The organism is Prevotella sp. E9-3, from assembly GCF_022024015.1.
Classification (GTDB): domain Bacteria; phylum Bacteroidota; class Bacteroidia; order Bacteroidales; family Bacteroidaceae; genus Prevotella.
On record NZ_CP091786.1, the window covers coordinates 2,766,206 to 2,785,285 of the forward strand.

The 19,080-nt window shown below is 46.4% G+C and carries 17 protein-coding genes; 8 read left to right on the forward strand and 9 right to left on the reverse strand.

Translation table 11 applies throughout. The annotated features are described in order from the left end of the window. Positions 1-291: 291 nt before the first annotated feature. Together L6475_RS10845 and L6475_RS10850 are read right to left on the reverse strand one after the other, a co-directional pair. Positions 292-522: a U32 family peptidase gene (locus tag L6475_RS10845; protein ID WP_237819927.1), complete on the reverse strand. Its 231-nt coding sequence runs from the start codon at positions 520-522 to the stop codon at positions 292-294. Between the two features lie 327 nt (positions 523-849). Next, positions 850-1,449, reverse strand: coding sequence for a four helix bundle suffix domain-containing protein (locus L6475_RS10850; RefSeq protein WP_370641602.1), 600 nt, complete (start codon positions 1,447-1,449; stop codon positions 850-852). Between the two features lie 952 nt (positions 1,450-2,401). Between L6475_RS10850 and L6475_RS10855 the strand changes: the two genes are divergently transcribed. Together L6475_RS10855 and L6475_RS10860 are read left to right on the forward strand one after the other, a co-directional pair. Next, entirely contained in the window at positions 2,402-3,328 is a 927-nt protein-coding gene (locus L6475_RS10855) for a magnesium transporter CorA family protein (RefSeq protein ID WP_237819929.1), read from the forward strand. A 173-nt stretch (positions 3,329-3,501) separates the two neighbouring features. After that, a complete protein-coding gene (locus L6475_RS10860; protein ID WP_237819932.1) occupies positions 3,502-5,385 on the forward strand; it encodes a DUF349 domain-containing protein in 1,884 nt (627 codons plus the stop codon). A 92-nt stretch (positions 5,386-5,477) separates the two neighbouring features. Here L6475_RS10860 and L6475_RS10865 read toward each other — a convergent pair whose 3' ends face one another. Both L6475_RS10865 and L6475_RS10870 read right to left on the reverse strand, forming a co-directional pair. After that, entirely contained in the window at positions 5,478-5,957 is a 480-nt protein-coding gene (locus L6475_RS10865; RefSeq protein WP_237819934.1) for a dihydrofolate reductase, read from the reverse strand. 36 nt (positions 5,958-5,993) lie between these two features. After that, the gene (locus L6475_RS10870; protein WP_237819937.1) at positions 5,994-7,499 is read right to left on the reverse strand and encodes a DASS family sodium-coupled anion symporter; all 1,506 of its coding nucleotides are present in this window, start codon (positions 7,497-7,499) and stop codon (positions 5,994-5,996) included. A 298-nt stretch (positions 7,500-7,797) separates the two neighbouring features. Here L6475_RS10870 and L6475_RS10875 point away from each other — a divergent pair, with 298 nt between their 5' ends. Genes L6475_RS10875 through rodA form a run of 6 tightly spaced genes read left to right on the forward strand, consistent with a single transcriptional unit; the run spans position 7,798 to position 14,142 of the window. Then, a complete protein-coding gene (locus L6475_RS10875) occupies positions 7,798-8,394 on the forward strand; it encodes an IMP cyclohydrolase (RefSeq protein ID WP_237819940.1) in 597 nt (198 codons plus the stop codon). A gap of 5 nt (positions 8,395-8,399) precedes the next feature. Further along, on the forward strand, positions 8,400-9,422 hold the full coding sequence (locus L6475_RS10880; protein WP_237819941.1) for a rod shape-determining protein: 1,023 nt from the start codon (positions 8,400-8,402) through the stop codon (positions 9,420-9,422). A gap of 26 nt (positions 9,423-9,448) precedes the next feature. Continuing rightward, positions 9,449-10,327, forward strand: coding sequence for a rod shape-determining protein MreC (mreC, locus tag L6475_RS10885; protein ID WP_237819944.1), 879 nt, complete (start codon positions 9,449-9,451; stop codon positions 10,325-10,327). Between the two features lie 14 nt (positions 10,328-10,341). Continuing rightward, positions 10,342-10,839, forward strand: a complete 498-nt coding sequence (gene mreD, locus L6475_RS10890) for a rod shape-determining protein MreD (RefSeq protein ID WP_237819947.1) — start codon at positions 10,342-10,344, stop codon at positions 10,837-10,839. Further along, the gene (gene mrdA / locus L6475_RS10895) at positions 10,836-12,683 is read left to right on the forward strand and encodes a penicillin-binding protein 2 (protein ID WP_237819949.1); all 1,848 of its coding nucleotides are present in this window, start codon (positions 10,836-10,838) and stop codon (positions 12,681-12,683) included. The genes mreD and mrdA overlap by 4 nt, the downstream gene beginning before the upstream one ends. Further along, positions 12,664-14,142 carry a rod shape-determining protein RodA gene (gene rodA, locus L6475_RS10900; protein WP_237819952.1) on the forward strand — a complete coding sequence of 493 codons (1,479 nt, stop codon included), beginning with the start codon at positions 12,664-12,666 and terminating at the stop codon, positions 14,140-14,142. Before mrdA ends, rodA begins: the two co-directional genes overlap by 20 nt. Before the next feature lie 11 nt (positions 14,143-14,153). Here the strand turns inward: rodA and L6475_RS10905 are convergent, their stop codons facing one another. From L6475_RS10905 to L6475_RS10925, 5 genes are all read right to left on the reverse strand, one after another. Continuing rightward, complete coding sequence (locus tag L6475_RS10905) at positions 14,154-14,636, reverse strand: gliding motility lipoprotein GldH (RefSeq protein ID WP_237819954.1); 483 nt, start codon at positions 14,634-14,636, stop codon at positions 14,154-14,156. Next, positions 14,617-15,903 carry a regulatory iron-sulfur-containing complex subunit RicT gene (locus L6475_RS10910; RefSeq protein ID WP_237819957.1) on the reverse strand — a complete coding sequence of 429 codons (1,287 nt, stop codon included), beginning with the start codon at positions 15,901-15,903 and terminating at the stop codon, positions 14,617-14,619. Before L6475_RS10910 ends, L6475_RS10905 begins: the two co-directional genes overlap by 20 nt. Positions 15,904-15,949: 46 nt before the next feature. Next, positions 15,950-17,068: an AAA family ATPase gene (locus tag L6475_RS10915; protein ID WP_237819960.1), complete on the reverse strand. Its 1,119-nt coding sequence runs from the start codon at positions 17,066-17,068 to the stop codon at positions 15,950-15,952. Next, complete coding sequence (metF, locus tag L6475_RS10920; protein ID WP_237819963.1) at positions 17,065-18,027, reverse strand: methylenetetrahydrofolate reductase [NAD(P)H]; 963 nt, start codon at positions 18,025-18,027, stop codon at positions 17,065-17,067. The genes L6475_RS10915 and metF overlap by 4 nt, the downstream gene beginning before the upstream one ends. Positions 18,028-18,108: 81 nt before the next feature. After that, entirely contained in the window at positions 18,109-19,032 is a 924-nt protein-coding gene (locus tag L6475_RS10925) for an alpha/beta hydrolase (RefSeq protein WP_237819966.1), read from the reverse strand. Between the last annotated feature and the right edge of the window lie 48 nt (positions 19,033-19,080).

Below are 19,080 nucleotides of genomic sequence, written 5' to 3' on the forward strand. Positions count from 1 at the left end.
TAGCCGATTTTAAGGGGGGGGGGGGGGGTAACTATGCCGCTCACCACCAAGCAGTTACGGCCGCTCAGAGTCAGTGTCCGGGCGGTGTCGGGAGTGTGGGGTATGTGGAGGTAGCGGGGCATGAGTGATTTGTTATTCGATTTGTGGGGTTAGATTGTTTGTTTTGAGAGGTAAAGAGAGGGGACTGGGGGCGTGAGAGGTCAGAATAGGTCTGAGTGGGTGCCGGTCTGCAGGAAGAGAAGCGTCAGCTGCGTGTCGCTCTGTTCCCATGTGATACCGTATATGCCATCGCTATAAGCCCATTTCCTTATAAAAGTCCTTTAGCGAGTCGTAATGTGTCACTCTTCCGTGCTTCACGTCGTCCATCGCCTCGCGGTAGCCCGCGGTCTTGGTGACGTCGTACTCCTTGGGCTTGGCATCCTTCTGTACCTTGACAGAGGTGACGCCCATAAGCATCTTGCAGGCCTGCTTCACCTTCGAAACGAGGCTCTCGTCGGGGACTTGTAATACTAACGTTGCCATAATCTATATTGTCTTTTGAATTGTCTTTTATTGTCTGTCTGTAGTTTCGCAGCCTTTCGGCTGACAAAACTGCGGTTGAGCGAGAGCAATGATGCTTGCATCAATTGCCGAGCGTGAGCAGTTTCGCGGCTTTCACGCCGCAAAGGTACAAAAAAATTATACAAAAAACCGCATTTGGGGAGGATATTAACACGATTTCTGTGCAGAATACTATTCAATTTGTCAAGATAAGTTGTATCGCCCACGTTTAGTTTCTTCGGCATTTACCACTGCCCCACCCTATACTGTGTGTGCCAAAACCCATGCCAGGAATCTTGATTTTGGGTGTTATCGCTTTAGAGAGTTCTGAGAGTTCTGAGGATTCTGAATATTCTGAGGATCCTGAGGATTCTGAGGATTCTGAATATTCTGAGGATCCTGAGGATTCTGATTTTTCAGATTATTCCGATAGTTTAGCCGACTTTGGAACATTCTTTCTTTGATACCTCCTTCGGTGACAAAGCGATTTTGCATGGTGATAAGGAGCTTGTGGAGCATGAAAGAGGCCTGATGGATGAGGGTGATACACAGATTGGCAATCTCTTCGTCGTTCATGCGACGGATGGTCTGGCCATAATCCTTGATAATCTGTTGGCTTCTGGCATATTGCCTCATCTTGTCGTATCGGGGATGGAGATTACTCCATTGCTGCATGTCGCGAACTCTAAGGTAGTCTTCATAGTCGTCGAGCAGTTCTTCCAAACTGGCTTTCGCCACGTTGGTTAGCTTAATCTCTGTTTCACTGGACGTAGCTGCCGCCTGGTTTCCTTCTGCGATATTTTGCTTGCCACTGCGTGCTGCTTGTACCATTTGGTCAACAGTCCGATCGCCTTTTTGCAGATAGTGTTGTGTGAAGTAATAGGTGATATCGTAGATAATCTCGGTCACTTTATAGACTCTTAAATGACGATAGTGCCCATGTTGGGGAAGAAAGGTCAAGGGGGAAGAGGACTGAGAGGACTGATTGCTCTGAGTATTCGGAGTGTTCGGAGTATTCTGAATATTCTGATTATTCGGAGTATTCGGAGAATTCTGAGAATTCTGAGAATTCTGAAAATTTTGAGTGTTAGGGTTCATTTTGTGGCTTATAGTTTTTCTGCTACAAAAGTACAATATTATTTCGAGATATTGGAAGAACAGAAGAAAAACCATATCTTTGCATCACTAATTTTTAGCAAATCACAATAAGGATTATTCCGTTGTGAAAACATTCAAGGAGGGGTAGGCAACTACCTCGCCTTTTTTATTAATCCTGGGTACATTATTTTTTCAGTAACCATGGAATGGATTTCAAAAAGCAGTCCACATGGTTAGCTGCTGACTGTCATTCAATTCTTTTTTAATGCAAATTGAGCAACAGTTCTTATCATTTTGGATGATAAGTGGAGGAGCACTGAAACAAATTATAGCTATAATTGCGAAAATTATAGCTAAAATTCAAATAATTATAGCTATAATTTATTTTATTTGTTCATTTATCTCATTGCAATACAATTGAGGTTATTTCCCAATAGAATGAATTTTGGCCATTATTTTCCGAATTTTGGCCAAAATTAAAAAAATAATGGCCAAAATTTAAAATGAATGCCATTATAATGTTCTTTAATTGAAAAAGAATCGCTACCTTTGCACTCGAATAATGTATAACTAAACAACAACAATTATGGACGATTACCCGGCGGATACATGTAAACGTTAGCCAGGGGGACCGGTGGCAAGGCTGCTAATCCCCTTGCCAATATTCAATTAAGAGAGTATATAGTTAACAGTTAATAGTGGAACATACTATTCACTTTTTGCTATTCACTAGTCACTATTCATCATTAAAGGATTAGCAACAATGAAGACTTATTGGAACACCCAGAATGGGCTGAACCAGCTGAGCGAGTGGCAGGAGAACTGCTGGATTCAACTGACATGCCCAACAGAAGACGAGCAACACGAACTGGAAAAGCAGTTTGGCATTCCCGATTATTTCATTTCAGATATTAGCGATACCGACGAACGGGCCCGTTATGAATACGACGATGGCTGGATGCTCATTATTCTGCGCATTCCCTATGTCAAGGAAATAAGAAGCCGCACGCCATACACCACCGTGCCATTGGGTATCATTCACAAGCGGAACGTTACCATCACGGTGTGCTACTACGAAACAAATATGATGATTGATTTCGTGAGCTATCAGCAGAAACGTGCAGTGGGCTTTACCGACCATGTGGATATGATTTTCCGCCTGTTCTACTCGTCGGCAGTGTGGTATCTGAAGCGACTCAAGCAGATCAATTCGCTCATAGACAAGGCCAAACGGAATCTGGACCGGGACGTGAACAATGAGAGCCTGATTGGACTTTCACGTCTGCAGGACTCACTCACCTATTTCCAGACATCTATTCGTGGCAATGAGACCCTGTTGTCGAAACTGAAGTTCAAACTGCAGATTGACGAACTTGATGCCGACCTTATTGAAGACGTAAGCATCGAGATGACGCAGGCCCGAGAAACAACCAGTATATACTCAGACATTTTGGAATCGACGATGGACACCTACTCTTCCATCATCAACAACAACATGAACACCGTGATGAGAACGCTGACCTCGGTATCGATTCTGATGATGTTTCCAACGCTGATTGCCTCATTGTTCGGAATGAACCTGATCAACGGAATGGAGAACCACCCCTTGGGATTCCCATTCGCCTTGGTTCTCTCAGTAGGAGTGTCGGCCTTCGCATGGTGGCTGCTGCACAGAAAGGGACTCGTATAGTGTAGGATTACACCTGTATGATGCCTTATACGGAGAATATAGAACGTAAAATGGTTAAATAATGCAAAATGGCTTTGTTTTTATCTTTATACCTTTTAGCAATTAACCTTTTTTACGTAACTTTGACCGCAATTTATGATTGAACAAAACCATTTCAGTAACTAAAAAGTTAAATGATGGACTCTCAAGAGAATGCCCTGATTAAGGGAGAACAGCAAGAGGAGAAAGTTGAAGCAACTCAGCAGAAAGAAACTGTAGCCGTTGCCGAGACACCTCAAGTGGAAGAAACAGAAGAAAATGCAGCCGCAATGCAGATTGAAGGCGATGCAGCAGTCGGAGAACGCAAGATTTATCAGACCAAGAAAGAGGTCTTGGAGCGCGTGAAAGAGATTGCTCATGCCGACGAAATCCCCCAGAAAGACGAGGTGGACTATCTGAAGACAGCATTCTACAAACTGCACATTGCCGAACGCGAAGCCCAGCAAAAAGCCTATCTGGAGGCTGGCGGCGATCCTGAAACCTATCAGGTGGTTCGCGATGAGGACGAGGAAGCGTTCAAGGCCGAAATGGGCATCATCAAAGAACGCCGTCAGCAGCAGTTCCGTGAGCAAGAGGCTGAGAAAGAGAATAATCTCAAGAAGAAATTAGATATCATTGAGAAACTGAAGGCTATGGTTACCTCGCCCGAGGAAGCTTCCAAGACCTATCAGGAATTCAAGACCCTCCAGCAGGAATGGCGCGAGATAAAGTCTGTTCCGGCTGAGCGTGCCAACGAACTGTGGCGCAACTACCAGCTCTATGTAGAGCAGTTCTACGACCTTCTGAAGCTGAACAGCGAGGCTCGCGAACTGGACTTCAAGAAGAACCTGGAGGCAAAGACCCACCTGTGTGAGGCTGCCGAGAAACTGGCTGAAGAGGAAGACGTGATCAGTGCTTTTCACCAGTTGCAGAAGCTGCACCAGGAATATCGCGAGATTGGCCCTGTAGCCAAAGAACTGCGCGAAGAGATCTGGCTGCGCTTCAAGAATGCCTCAACAGTCATCAACAAGCGCCATCAGCAGCACTTTGAAGATTTGCGTGCACGCGAAGAGGAAAACCTCAAAAAGAAGACCGCACTCTGCGAAAAGGTTGAAGCCATCTGTGCAGAAGAGAGCAAGACCAGTGCTGACTGGGAGCGCCAAACCAAGGAAATTATTGACATACAAACAGAGTGGAAGACCATCGGTTTTGCTCCACAGAAGATGAACGTCAAGATTTTTGAACGTTTCCGTGCTGCTTGCGATTCTTTCTTCGCTGCAAAAGCCGAGCATTTCAAGAACATGAAGGACACCTTCAAGGAGAATGTTGAGAAGAAACGTGCCCTCATTGAGAAAGCCAAGGCATTGCAAGACTCTACCGAATGGCGCTCTACCAGCGACAAGCTGATTGCCCTGCAGAAAGAGTGGAAGACCATTGGCATGGTGCCCAGAAAACTGGGCGACCAGTTGTGGGAGGAATTCCTTGGTGCCTGCAACAAATTCTTCGAGGCCCGCAACGCACAGGGTGCCGACCAGCGCACTGAAGAGCGCCTGAACCTGGAGAAGAAACAGAACGTTATTGAGCGTTTGAAGAAAGCTGCCGAAGAGGGCGGTGACGAACTCCAGGCTCGCGTTCAGCAACTCGTTGAGGAATACAACTCAATTGGCCATGTGCCCTTCAAGGAGAAAGACAAACTTTACCAGAGCTACCACGAAGTGCTCGACAAGTTGTATAAGGAACTGAACGTGAATGTGGCCAAGCGCCGTCTGAGCAAGTTCAAGGACAACCTGAAGCAGGTGGCCGAGCGTGGCGAACAGGCTCTCGACAACGAGCGCACCCGCTTGATGCGCCAGTACGATGCCATCAAGCAGGAAGTGCAGACCTACGAGAACAACCTGGGATTCCTCAGTGCTTCGTCAAAGAAAGGCAATTCGCTGATTGACGAGATGAACCGCAAGGTACAGAAGCTGAAAGACGACCTGCAGCTGGTAAAGGAAAAAATCAAGGCCATCGATGCCGAGAACACTGCACAGGAATAGTTTTTTAAAAGACGATAAAACAAAAAGACTTCCATCGCGAAATGCAATGGAAGTCTTTTTTTGTCTCACGCTATGAGCGCTGCAATTACTGCCTACCGCTCATAGTCAACGAAGGAATAAGGATAGTCGTGACGCTCGTCTGTCTGGTGGTCTTCACGCCACACTTCTTTCCAATCACTATAGTCGGGGAAAAAGGTGTCGGCCTCTTTGGGAGTATCGGCAATCTCTGTAAGGCACAGGCGGTCGGCCTTGTCCAGCAATGAGCTGTAAAGACTTGCACCACCTATTATATATATATGCTCATCGGCCTTGCATGTTGCGACGAAATCTTCCCACGAAGCGAAACACTCACAGCCAGGCAACTCGCCAACACTCTTGGTCAACACACAGTTGCGGCGATTGGGCAGTGCACCTTTCGGCAGACTCTCAAACGTGCGGCGCCCCATCACTATCGTATGACCGGTAGTGAGTTGCTTGAAACGCTTCAGGTCGTTGGGCAGCCAGTAAATCAACTTGTTATTAAAGCCAATGGCCCTGTTACGGGCCACTGCTGCTATGATAGAAATTGTCATAAACTACTATCTTAATAAAAAAATCTACTGTTCCTTTTAAATCATCTGAAGTGATCCCATCAGATAGAGCAGTCCATATCCCAATATCATAGAGATAATACCTATGATGATACCGGTTTTGGCCATATCATTCTGATGAACAAGGTTGGTAGAGAATGCCAAAGCATTGGGAGGAGTTGACACAGGAAGAATCATGGCACTCGATGCAGCGATGGCAACACCAATCAGAACGGTAGGAGTACCGCCAATAGGAGCCAGCTTGTCGCCCATAGCCGTGCAGACCACTGCAAGGATTGGCATGAGCAGGGCTGCTGTTGCAGAGTTTGAAATGAAGTTACTCAACAGATAGCATACTACACCTGAGATGAGCAGGATGATCAGTGGGGAGAAGTCGCCGAAAGGAATACTCTTTACAGCCAATTCGGCCAAACCAGAAGCATTCAAGCCATATCCAAGGGCGAAACCGCCGGCAACCATCCAGATAACAGACCAGTTGATTTCTTCCAGATCATATTTTGTAATAATACCGGTCAAAGCAAAGACCACGAAAGGTACCAAGGCAACAGTATAAGAGTTGATACCAGTCCATTTTTCACAAATCCAGAGCAGTACAGTGATGATGAATGTTATAATCACGATGTAAGTCTGGGTATTTTTCTTCATCTCACCCTCGATTTCCAGTTCTACAGTTTTCTGTGAGAAGGGGAACATGATTCTCAGCAGCCACCAGCCAATAAAAATCAGCACAGCTACCAAAGGCACCATAAACATCATCCACTCACCGAAGCCCAAACCGAGGTTCAAGCCTTCTGGATCGTTCAGATATTTCAGAGCAATAGCATTAGGAGGTGTACCAATAGGAGTACCCATACCACCCAAGTTTGCTGCTATAGGAATGCTCAATGCCATGGCAATACGGCCTTTACCCTCGGGAGGCAACTGCTTGAACACAGGAGTAAGGAAGGTGAGCATCATGGCTGCCGTAGCAGTATTACTAACAAACATTGAGAACAATGCGGTGATCAAAAGGAAACCCAAAAGCACATTCTCACTTTTGGTTCCGAAAGGCTTCAGAAGTACTTTTGCCAACTGGGCATCAAGACCGGTCTTGGTGGCTGCAATAGCCAAGACAAATCCACCGATAAAGAGCATAATCACGGGGTCGGCAAAGCACGACATGATGCCCTTATAGCTAAGCAATGGGCCAACCACCTCTTCATCACACATGAAATTGACACCACTATTTGAAGTAAACAGGAGCATCAACACAATAATGGCAACCGATGTGGCCCACGAAGAAACCACTTCCATCACCCACATCAGTGTGGCAAAAGCAAAAATAGCGATAATACGTTGTTGAACAATGTTAAGTCCATCAATACCAAATGCCGAAGTAGGAAGATTCCACAACAGAAGTGTAACAAAGAGGACAATGAATGCTTGGAAAGACTTCTTGAATACTTTCCCGGGTTGGTATTTCTCCTCCTGACGCAACTTATGATAGGTCTCTACGAGGTGAAATCCTGTAAAACTCTTGAACATAGAAAAATTACAAAAAAATTTAGAATTTATTAGGTCGGTAATAATTTACCTTTAACGGAGTGCAAAGGTACAACTTTTTTTGTTTCTACAAGTTTTATTCCGCACTTTTCATACTTATTCTTCTGGATTTTTATTCAAAAAGCGCGAGAATCGTCACAAACGGTCTTGACACAACACATAAAATAAGGTAAAAAGAACAAAAAGTGCATTCCATTTGATGTTATTCTATCTGTTTTTTTGTAACTTTGCAGCCCTAAAGTTCGACACATTATTATAACGTTATAAAAATACAAAAAAAATGGCAGACGCAAAGAAAATCAAGACTGCACTCATTTCAGTATTCCACAAGGACGGATTGGACGACTTACTCAAGAAATTGAACGAAGAGGGTGTTAAATTCTTATCTACTGGCGGTACTCAGACCTTCATCGAATCTCTGGGCTACGAATGTCAGAAAGTTGAAGACGTTACCACCTACCCTTCTATCCTTGGTGGCCGTGTAAAGACTCTTCACCCCAAAGTATTCGGAGGAATCTTGGGCCGTCGCGACAATGAAGGCGACCGTGAACAGATGGCCAAGTATGAGATTCCTGAAATTGATCTTGTCATCGTTGACCTCTATCCTTTCGAGCAGACCGTTGCCAGCGGTGCATCTGAAGCCGACATCATCGAGAAGATTGACATCGGCGGTATTTCATTGATCCGTGCAGGAGCAAAGAACTTCAAAGATGTAGTGATTGTACCCTCTAAAGCTGAATATAGCGTATTGCTTGACATCCTGAACAAGAAAGGTGCCCAGACCGATATCGAAGACCGTCGCATGTTTGCAACACGCGCCTTCGGTGTAAGTTCGCACTATGATACTGCAATTCACACTTGGTTTGCTAATAAATAATCAGAATGGGATTTTTCAGTTTCCGACAAGAGCTGGCCATGGACCTTGGCACAGCAAACACTATTATCATCTGCGACGATAAGATTGTGGTTGACGAGCCATCTGTCGTTGCTCTGGACCGTCGTACCGACAAGATGATTGCCGTAGGCGAGAAGGCCAAGATGATGTATGAGAAAACTCACGACAATATCCGCACCATCCGTCCTTTGCGCGACGGTGTGATTGCCGACTTCTCTGCCTGTGAGCAGATGATGCGTGGTCTGATTAAGATGGTTCACACCGGACGTCATTTCTTTTCACCATCATTGCGTATGGTAATCGGTGTACCCAGCGGTTCTACTGAAGTGGAGTTGCGTGCTGTACGCGACTCAGCCGAGCATGCCGATGGCCGCGATGTTTACCTGATTTTCGAGCCAATGGCAGCTGCTATTGGTATAGGTATTGACGTAGAAGCTCCTGAAGGCAACATGATTGTTGACATTGGTGGTGGTTCTACCGAGATTGCAGTTATCTCGCTGGGTGGCATCGTATCGAACAACTCTATTCGTACTGCAGGTGACGATTTGACTGCCGATATTCAGGAATACATGAGCCGTCAGCACAATGTAAAGGTGTCTGAGCGCATGGCCGAGCGTATTAAGATTCACGTAGGCTCTGCACTTACTGACCTTGGCGATGATGCTCCTGAAGATTATATCGTACATGGTCCTAACCGTATCACCGCACTGCCCATGGAAGTGCCTGTCTGCTATCAGGAAATAGCCCACTGTCTGGACAAGACCGTTGCCAAGATTGAGAATGCTGTGCTCTCAGCACTTGAGAATACACCACCCGAACTGTATGCCGACATTGTAAAGAACGGTATCTACCTCAGTGGTGGCGGCGCTTTGCTGCGCGGATTAGACAAGCGTCTGGAAGACAAAATCAACATTCAGTTCCACGTGCCCGAAGATCCCTTGCACTCAGTGGCAAAGGGTGCTGGCATTGCATTGAAGAATGTGGATCGCTTCTCATTCCTGATGCGATAAAACTCTGAGTTCTGAATTTGTTATTCATGGACAATCTCTGGTCGTTTATCGAAAATCATTTCCACTGGCTGCTCTTCATCATTTTGGAGGCAGTCAGTGTTGTCATGATATTCAGTTACAACAGTTATCAGGGAAGCGTATGGGTTTCTTCGGCCAACGCTTTCGCAGGCAAAGTCTATGAATGGCAATCAGGCGTAGAGCATTTCTTTTCGCTCACAGACCAGAATGCGATACTCACCCAAAGAAACATCGCACTGGAACATGAGTTGGACTATTTGCGCCAACAACTGACCGACAAAGAGGTTGCCGACAATGGTACAAAAAGCTACACTCCTGGTATGGACAGCGTAATGAGAGAACTTCACCTGATTCCTGCTAAGGTGATAGCAAACTCAGTGACGAACTCGGAGAATCTGATCACTATCGACAAAGGCAGTTCCAACGGTATAAGACCTGACATGGGCGTGATTTGCGGTTCAGGTGTTGTGGGTGTCGTTTACCTGACAAGTTCCCACTACTCAGTAGTAATTCCAGCCTTGAACAAGCGTTCGCGCATCAGTTGTTCCATCCGCGGAAGAGACTATTTCGGCTATCTCACATGGACAGGTGGCGATCCTACGAAAGCCTATGTTGAAGATATGCCCCGCCATGCCAAGTTCAAACGTGGCGACTGGGTTGAGACAAGTGGTTATTCCAGCATCTTTCCCCATGGTGTTGCTGTAGGTAAGATAGAGAAAATCTTCAATTCAAAAGACGGACTCTCCTACAGACTGCAGATAGGATTGTCAACCGACTTTGCCCGATTACGCGATGTATGCGTTATCAATGACAGCACCATGGTAGAACGCATGCGCCTCAATGAGGCCACCAACGATTCGCTGATGCTGATGCCTATAAAAGAATAAGGAACGAAAAGTCTATGAACATCGACACACTGAAACGACTACTGCTCTTCTTCCTGCTCGGACTGACACAGGCACTGGTATTCAACCGCATACTACTCTTTGGTTGCGGAATGCCTTTCTTGTATATTTATTTTGTGCTGATGTTTCCTCGCAGCTACCCGAAATGGGGCATGTTGCTGTGGAGTTTCTGTATGGGCTTGGTGGTCGATATGTTCTCTAACACGCCAGGTCTGGCCTGTGCATCGCTCACCCTGATAGCAGCACTGCAACCCTACCTGCTGGAACTTTTCCTGCCACGTGATGCCGATGACAACATCATACCTTCCGCCCACACACTTGGATGGGATAAGTTTGCATCATTCACTTCTATTCTCACTGTCATATTCTGTGTCACCTTCTTCACACTTGAGGCCTTTACCTTTTTTAACTGGCTTCAGTGGCTTCAGTGTGTAACGGGTAGCGCCATTCTCACTATTCTGCTGATTCTCACACTCGAAAATATCCGAAAGTGAAAGACTACTCACTGGAAAACCGTAAATACGTGATTGGTGGTGTGGCCGTACTCATTGTTGCGGTCTATATCATCCGACTGTTTGTTCTCCAGCTGATGAGTGACGACTATAAGAAGAATGCCGACTCAAATGCTTTCCTAAAGAAAGTCGAATACCCCTCTCGAGGTGTTATCCGTGACCGTAACGACCAGTTGCTGGTGTACAATCAGCCCGCTTACGACGTGATGGTAGTGATGAACGAAGCCAAGGACCATCTGGACACGCTTGAATTCTGTGAGGCTCTTGGTATCACACGCATGGAGTTCGACAGCCGTATGGAAACCATTAAGGACCGTTCGCGCAATCCCGGCTATTCCCGTTTCACAGAACAGATGTTCATGAGTCAGCTCAGCGACAAGGACTTCTCCGTGTTTCAGGAAAAGATGTATCGTTTTCCCGGTTTCTACATCCAACGCCGTAGCATCCGCCAGTATCAATATCCCTATGGCGCTCATGTATTGGGCGATGTGGCTGAAGTGTCGCCAGACGATATTGAGGCAGACGATTATTACCAGCCTGGCGACTATATCGGAAAGCTGGGTGTTGAACGCAGTTATGAGAAACAGCTACGTGGCGAGAAAGGTGTACAGATTTTGCTTCGCGATGCCCACGGCCGTATCAAGGGAAGTTATAAGAATGGTGAACTCGACCGTCGTCCTATACCTGGCAAAGATTTAACGCTGGGTATCGACTATAAACTTCAGGCACTTGGTGAACGACTCATGGAAGGCAAGATAGGAAGTATTGTTGCTATTGAGCCAAAGACGGGTGAGGTGCTCTGTATGATCAGTTCTCCTTCCTACGATCCGAGAATGATGGTGGGCCGCAAACGTTCGAAGAGTCATCGCGAGCTAAGTCGCGACACATGGAAACCGCTGCTGAACAGAAGTATCATGGGCCAATATCCACCGGGCTCTACCTTCAAGACCTCGCAAGGACTGACTTTCCTGAGTGAAGGCATCATTACCCCACAGACGTCCTACCCTTGCTATCACGGCTTTGTATTCAAAGGTCTGCGCGTGGGTTGTCACGGTCACGGATCGCCTCTGCCTTTGGTTCCCGCTCTGAGTACATCGTGCAACGGTTTCTTTTGCTGGGGACTCTACTACATGATAAGCAATAAGAAATACGGTTCAGTACAAAATGCAATGAACGTATGGCGCGACTATATGGTATCCATGGGATTTGGCTACCGTCTGGGTATCGACCTTCCCGGCGAGAAGCGCGGTCTTATTCCCAATGCGCAGTTCTACGACAAAGCCTATAAAGGATCGTGGAATGCATTGACCATTATCTCCATCTCTATCGGACAGGGCGAGGTAAACCTCACACCGCTCCAGATAGCCAACCTCGGTGCTACGATTGCCAACCGAGGCTATTACATCACTCCTCACGTGGTGAAGAAAGTGCAGGGCGAGCCCCTCGACACCCTCTACACCAAGCGACACTATACAATGGCCAAGCGTGAAGCCTACGACTATGTGGTTCAAGGAATGCGCGCTTCAGCACTTGGCGGCACTTGCAGTGCACTGGCCCATTACGATTTCGAGGCATGCGGCAAGACAGGAACAGCTCAGAACCGCGGTCATGACCACTCGGTGTTTATGGGCTTTGCTCCGATGAACGACCCGAAGATAGCGATTGCCGTATATGTAGAGAATGGTGGTTGGGGCGCCACCTACGGTGTGCCTATCGGCGGTTTGCTCATGGAACAATATCTGCATGGCAAACTGTCGGAAGCTTCAGAAGCCAAGGCACAGTCTATTCAGGAAAAACGAATTAACTATGGCACGGACAGTAGGTAGTAGTAATAAAGAACGCGGCGTACTTCGCTCACTTGACTGGTGGACGATTTTCATCTACGTGGCCCTGCTCGTCTTCGGATGGCTCAGTGTGTGCGGAGCCAGTTACACCTATGGCGATACCGACCTCTTTTCTTTGTCAACCCGTTCTGGCATGCAGATTGTATGGATAGGCACCTCACTGATGCTGGCACTTACGCTGCTACTGCTTGACGACAGCTACTACGACACCTTTGCCTATGTCATTTTCGCCATATTGCTCTTGTTGCTCTTTGCTACTATTTTCAATCCCCACTCCATCAAAGGCTCCAGGTCGTGGCTGGTATTAGGCCCGCTCCGACTCCAACCGGCAGAGTTTGCCAAGTTTGCCACTGCACTGGCATTGGCAAAATTCATGAGTAAATACAATTACAATATAAAGAACTGGAAGCACTTCGTCCAGACCATTGCCATCATCCTCACCCCTATGCTCTTCATCGTGATGCAGCGCGAAACAGGTTCGGCACTGGTCTATCTAAGTTTCTTCCTCATGCTTTACCGTGAAGGCATGACGGGAAGTATCCTATTCACCGGAGTAGCGATGGTCATCTATTTTGTGGTAGGTCTGCGATTTGATGAAGTAATGTTGTTTGAGACGCCTACCTCTGTAGGTTCGTTCATTGTATTACTGCTCATACAGATTTTCTCAATATCCATGGTATGGATTTTCTGCCATCAGGAAGAAAAGGCGCTGAACCTGTTAGGCTATAGCATGGGACTGACATTTCTTTGTCTACTTCTTTCTGTCTATGTAATCCCGTTCAACATGTTCTGGATACAGACAGGCATCACAGTAGTGCTGGCAGTTTACCTACTATGGGAAGCATTCAACTCACGTATCCAGAACTACACATGGATAGCCTTGTTTGCACTGGGTTCGGTTCTGTTCTATAACATGACCGACTATGCCATGGACAATATTCTGGAAGCCCATCAGCGCACCCGTATCAACGTTCTTTTAGGACTGGAAGAAGACTTAAGAGGAGCTGGATATAACGTGCACCAAAGTGAAATAGCGATTGGCTCTGGCGGACTGGAAGGCAAAGGATTTCTGAACGGCACACAGACGAAACTGAAATATGTTCCCGAACAAGATACAGACTTCATTTTCTGTACCGTAGGCGAAGAAGAGGGATTTCTGGGGGCTGCATCGGTATTGCTACTTTTCCTCGCATTGATATTAAGGCTCATTCATTTGGCTGAACGACAGATAGGAACGTTCGGACGTGTTTACGGCTATTGCGTGCTGTCCATCTTCCTGTTCCACGTATTCATCAATGTAGGTATGGTATTGGGGCTTACGCCAGTAATCGGTATTCCCCTTCCGTTCTTCTCGTATGGCGGTTCATCATTATGGGGCTTTACCTTCTTGCTATTCATCTTCCTACGAATTGACGCAGGCAGGAACATGAATAGGTTCTAAAAAAAGCTTTCTTATTTCCGCTGAAGCGTAAGACCTACATCGGCAATTCCCGTTACATTCTTTCGGCGCATAATATGACAAACAGCCACATGAAGGGAATCGCCTTTGTGTAGTATCAAGTCTGACAACGGCATTGAGTAATGATAGTGATATACACCCTGACCTTGATAGAATCCATTGTCGTCGGTAATTCGGAAAGTCACGGTATCGCATAGTTGGCGGCCTTCCGGAAGCACTTCCTGTAGAATAATCAGTGCCAGTTCCTGAAAAGGATAGGAAGTGTTACAACGCAGCCCGATCTCTTCGCTATATGCACCATCCTGCGCCAATGAAGGAATGTCAAAGTAGAGCGTGTCTATCTGTTCCCATCCCCACCCGTCAACTGGAGTGTGCTCATAATGGCTATAGATAGTCTTACGGTTACAACTGCCAAAAATCAGTGCAACCGTAAGACTCATGAATAGTAAGAAAAGACTATGCTTCTTTCGGCTCATCTTTTCTTGGTTCCTGAGGTTTATTTCTTTTCTTTCGAGGCTGGCCCTTCGGACCATCTTGATTTCTTGGTGCTTCGTGCCCCTTATGACCATCCTGTCCCTGAGCACCTTCCTGACTCTTGGATGCGTCTTGATTGTTCTGTGGCCGCTGAGCATTTTGTCCGCCCTGAGGTTTCTTCTTCTTTTTCTTCTTTGCCTTATCGAAACGAGTAATGCTGTCGCCTGCCAACAAATCGACAGGACCTTCTTGCTGCTTGGGACGATCCTCGCTATGGAGTGATTCCGGCTTTTCACCCTTACGGTTCATCTCGATGATCTCCTTAGCACGCTCAGCAGTTATTGTTTCCAGATTGGCAGCCAAACGCTTGTCGGTACTATAAGTAATGACTCCAGCCAAGATATCCTTCTTGAACATATAGTAATCGGAATCCAGCGTCTGCAACACAATCTCGTGAGAGGGGAAACGCTTTCCGGCTTCTATATAGTCATCAACCTCATAATTCAGACAGCACTTCAGCTTGGCACACATACCAGCAAGTTTCTGTGGATTGAGCGAAATATCCTGATATCGGGCAGCACCAGTAGAAACAGAAACGAAATTCTTCATCCATGTGGCACAACACAACTCGCGTCCGCAAGGTCCCGTACCGCCAATACGTCCTGCCTCCTGACGTGCACCAATCTGTTTCATTTCAATGCGCACATGGAAAGCTGCTGCCAAGTCTTTAATCAGTTGGCGGAAATCTACTCGCTCATCGGCAATATAGTAGAAGATAGCCTTCTGACCGTCGCCCTGATACTCTACATCGCCAATTTTCATTTGCAGCCCCAGACGTTTGGCAATCTCGCGGCTCTCAATCATTGTTTCATGCTCGCGTGCCTTTGCCTCACGATATTTATCCATATCCACCTGACGAGCAAGTCGATAAATACGCTTGATATCATCGGCCGACTTCAGATTAGCTTTCTTAATCTGCAGTTTCACTAACCTACCAGTCAGTGTCACCACGCCGATATCATGTCCGGGAGAAGCCTCAACGGCCACAACATCGCCTTTCTTCAGTGGCAGACCGTTCACATTATGGTAGTAGCCCTTACGCGTATGCTTGAACTGTACCTCAACCAAATCAGTTGATTCTGCATTGCCAGGCACATCGGCCAACCAATCGTAAGTATTCAACTGACGATCCTGACGACCAATAGCTGCGCAACACAGTCCGCGGTCGCAACCTGTACGTATCTCGTATGTCTTCTGTTTGTCTTCCATCTTCTATATATATATTATAATATGTATAGTATATTGTTCAAATAGTTTATTTCTGAATCAGCAATACGATCATCTGCAAAGCAAAGTCAAAGAATACCACCTTACCATTGGCATTTTGACCAATGTCGCGAATTGCCTTGTTGGTCAAGTCATAGATAGGCAACACATTGGCTTCGTTGATGAATCGTGCGAAATTACGGGCAAAATTCTCTTCCTGCTGTGTCATATAGCGCAATTCAGGATTTTGAAAATTGTACATAAAATTCTCTCTGATCATGCGTAGGAAATACACGAGGAAGCGTTTCTGTTTTTCTCGTCCGTACGCAGCCACCACCTCGCTCCACTTGCGCAGGTCTTTCACCTTACGCTGATAGGCCAGTCGCATCAGCTGGATAAACAAATCCAGGAACGTTTCGTTTTCCGAGCCTACCTGCAACTCCTCTATTGCTTTCTGCCAACTGCCGTTAGCCAATCGGGCTATACGCTGTGCAGCATCCTCACTGATACCGCGGTACTCCACCAATGCCTTTCTTATAGCTTCATTGTCTATACGCTTCACATCGATGCGCTGTACACGGCTGCGAATGGTTTCCAACAACTTGTCGGGTTCTTCACACACCATGATGAACACCGTCTGTGTGGGTGGTTCCTCAATCAGTTTCAGTAATTTGTTGGCACAGGCTATGTTCATACGCTCAGGCAACCATACTACCGACACCTTATAGCCGCCCTGACTTGATTTGAGTGAGAGTTTTCTTACCAGTTCATCACTTTCGCCTGCCGTAATAATAGCCTGCTGATTGGCGGCTCCGATAGCCGTCATCCATTCATCCATCGAGAAATAAGGACTCTTCAACATCAGTTCGCGCCATTCGCTGATGAAATCGTCGCTCACCGGCATGTGCTCACTACCCATGGAAGGTAGTTTGATAGTGGGGAAAGTGAAATGAAGATCGGGATGTTCCAGCTTTTGGAGCATAGGAGATTCTGCGCCACTTTGGGATGAATTACCCAAGAGACAGCAAGCGAAAGCTGTGGCAAGTGCCTTTTTGCCTACGCCCTGCGGTCCGCACAGCATAATGGCATGAGGCAGACGGTCTTCACTCACCATCTGCATTAGGCGCTGCTTCACCTCTTCTTGTCCTATAACCTCATTAAATGTCATTGTACTCTCAATTCTCTCACGATTTCCACCACTGAATCAACTGCTCCGATGGTATAGAAATGAATATCGTTGATACCGTGTTCATAAAGTTCGCGGCACTGCTGAACAGTCCACTTAATGCCTAACCGTTTAGCATCTTCATCTGTTTTGCACTTCACTATCTCACGCGCTAACGACTCGGGGATATCACAATGGAATGTCTTTGGCACCACCGTCAACTGACTCAGTTTGGCCAGCGGTTTAATTCCAGGAATAATGGGAATGGTGATGCCCATCTGACGTGCCTTATCGACAAAGTCAAAATATTTCTGATTGTCGTAGAACAACTGGGTCACTGCATACTGTGCGCCCAATTCCTGTTTCTGACGCAGATATTCCATGTCGCGCTCCAGATTAGGAGCCTCTTCATGCTTTTCAGGATAACAAGCCACGCCTATATCGAACTTTGCGCCAGGACATTTGATAGGTGTACCATCGGCAAAGAAGCCCTCGTTGAAGCGCTGAACCTGACGAATCAGATCGGTAGTATGAGTATGTCCGCCAGGTGTTGGCTTGAACACCGAGTCTTCTTTCGCCTTGTCGCCTCGCAGCAATAGCAGGTCGGTAATACCCAGGAACTGCAGGTCGAGCAATTCATACTCAATATCCTCGATGGTGGCACCACTACAAATAACGTGTGGCTGAACCGGCACTCCAAAGCGCTGTTGAATAGCTGCCGCAACGGCAATAGTGCCTGGGCGACGACGAACGCGCTGACGCTCAAAGCGTCCCTCGCCTACATCTTTATATACATACTCAGAATGGTGGGTGGTGATATTGATAAAAGCAGGATTCAGCGCGCACAATTTTTCTATGTCAGAAAAAAGTTTCTCGGTGCCCATTCCTTTCAAAGGCGGCAATACTTCAAACGAGAACTGACGCAGTTTCTTATCTTGGTTGACTATATTTGCAACGGCCATTGTTATTCTATTTAGCACAATTTGTTGCAAAAGTACGAAAAAAAAACATCATTCACGCAAGAATGCCCACTTTTTGTTACTTCAACGGTTACAAAAGTCTTTGATTTTCTGAAGGTAATCGTCTTTATACAATTTATAAGACAACGCATGCTCTGCCCCTTCTGTGATCCACAATTCTTTGTTGGAAGGCTTAGCAGCATACAGTCGATGCACCATTTCAGTGGGTACAAAGGTGTCGCTACTGCCATGAATAAAAAGCATGGGATATGGGCACTTTTTCACCTGATTCAAAGCAGATGCCTCACCAAAGCTCCACCCATAGCGCAATTTGCACAGCATACTGGTAGTGTACATCAGCGGGAAGGCTGGCAAGCCAAACTGATTTCTCAGTTCACCTGCGAACTCATCCCAAACGCTTGTGTATCCGCAATCATCTACAAAACGAATATCCTTGACAGCTTTTGGCATTGCTTCTGCCGACAGCATCATCGTTGTAGCACCACCCATTGACACGCCATGCACTACCATCGTATCAGCGCTGAAGATAGAAAGCCATCTTAGCATATCCTTTCTGTCAAGCCATCCCATCTGAATGGCATCGCCATCACTCAAGCCGTGAGCATGGATGTCGGGAACCACAACATTGTAGCCCAACTCTTTTTCATAAAGACGTGCCAGGAACAAGAAGTCGATGCTGCAATTCCGCCAACCATGCAAGATGAGCGCAGTTCTGTTGCTTCCCCTATTAACGAAAAATGCATGATGCCGCTCACCCGTTGGCATTGTCACGAATGTATCCTTTAGAGCCTCAACTTGTCGCAGACTGTCCACCCAAGGTCGAGTTTCCGGATATTGCTCGAACAATCTATGGAAACGAGCTGTGGTATCTGTTCGATTCTGAGTAGGTGAAAGAGAATAATCCAACATATAGACCCCACCACCGATGGTAGCCACTATTATAACCATCAACAGTCCGAACAAACTCCAAACGATAATCTTCTTCATAATACTTTATTATTAATTAGGTGCAAATATACAAATATTATTTATATT

What these genes read in the sequence shown, in the direction of transcription:
- L6475_RS10905 (WP_237819954.1), bottom strand. Translation starts at nt 14,636, where the DNA reads ATGAGCCGAAAGAAGCATAGTCTTTTCTTACTATTCATGAGTCTTACG.
- rodA (WP_237819952.1), top strand. Translation starts at nt 12,664, where the DNA reads ATGGCACGGACAGTAGGTAGTAGTAATAAAGAACGCGGCGTACTTCGC.
- L6475_RS10910 (WP_237819957.1), bottom strand. Translation starts at nt 15,903, where the DNA reads ATGGAAGACAAACAGAAGACATACGAGATACGTACAGGTTGCGACCGC.
- L6475_RS10865 (WP_237819934.1), bottom strand. Translation starts at nt 5,957, where the DNA reads ATGACAATTTCTATCATAGCAGCAGTGGCCCGTAACAGGGCCATTGGC.
- L6475_RS10855 (WP_237819929.1), top strand. Translation starts at nt 2,402, where the DNA reads ATGAAGACTTATTGGAACACCCAGAATGGGCTGAACCAGCTGAGCGAG.
- mreD (WP_237819947.1), top strand. Translation starts at nt 10,342, where the DNA reads ATGAACATCGACACACTGAAACGACTACTGCTCTTCTTCCTGCTCGGA.
- metF (WP_237819963.1), bottom strand. Translation starts at nt 18,027, where the DNA reads ATGGCCGTTGCAAATATAGTCAACCAAGATAAGAAACTGCGTCAGTTC.
- mreC (WP_237819944.1), top strand. Translation starts at nt 9,449, where the DNA reads ATGGACAATCTCTGGTCGTTTATCGAAAATCATTTCCACTGGCTGCTC.
- L6475_RS10860 (WP_237819932.1), top strand. Translation starts at nt 3,502, where the DNA reads ATGATGGACTCTCAAGAGAATGCCCTGATTAAGGGAGAACAGCAAGAG.
- L6475_RS10880 (WP_237819941.1), top strand. Translation starts at nt 8,400, where the DNA reads ATGGGATTTTTCAGTTTCCGACAAGAGCTGGCCATGGACCTTGGCACA.
- L6475_RS10925 (WP_237819966.1), bottom strand. Translation starts at nt 19,032, where the DNA reads ATGAAGAAGATTATCGTTTGGAGTTTGTTCGGACTGTTGATGGTTATA.
- L6475_RS10870 (WP_237819937.1), bottom strand. Translation starts at nt 7,499, where the DNA reads ATGTTCAAGAGTTTTACAGGATTTCACCTCGTAGAGACCTATCATAAG.
- L6475_RS10845 (WP_237819927.1), bottom strand. Translation starts at nt 522, where the DNA reads ATGGCAACGTTAGTATTACAAGTCCCCGACGAGAGCCTCGTTTCGAAG.
- L6475_RS10915 (WP_237819960.1), bottom strand. Translation starts at nt 17,068, where the DNA reads ATGACATTTAATGAGGTTATAGGACAAGAAGAGGTGAAGCAGCGCCTA.
- L6475_RS10875 (WP_237819940.1), top strand. Translation starts at nt 7,798, where the DNA reads ATGGCAGACGCAAAGAAAATCAAGACTGCACTCATTTCAGTATTCCAC.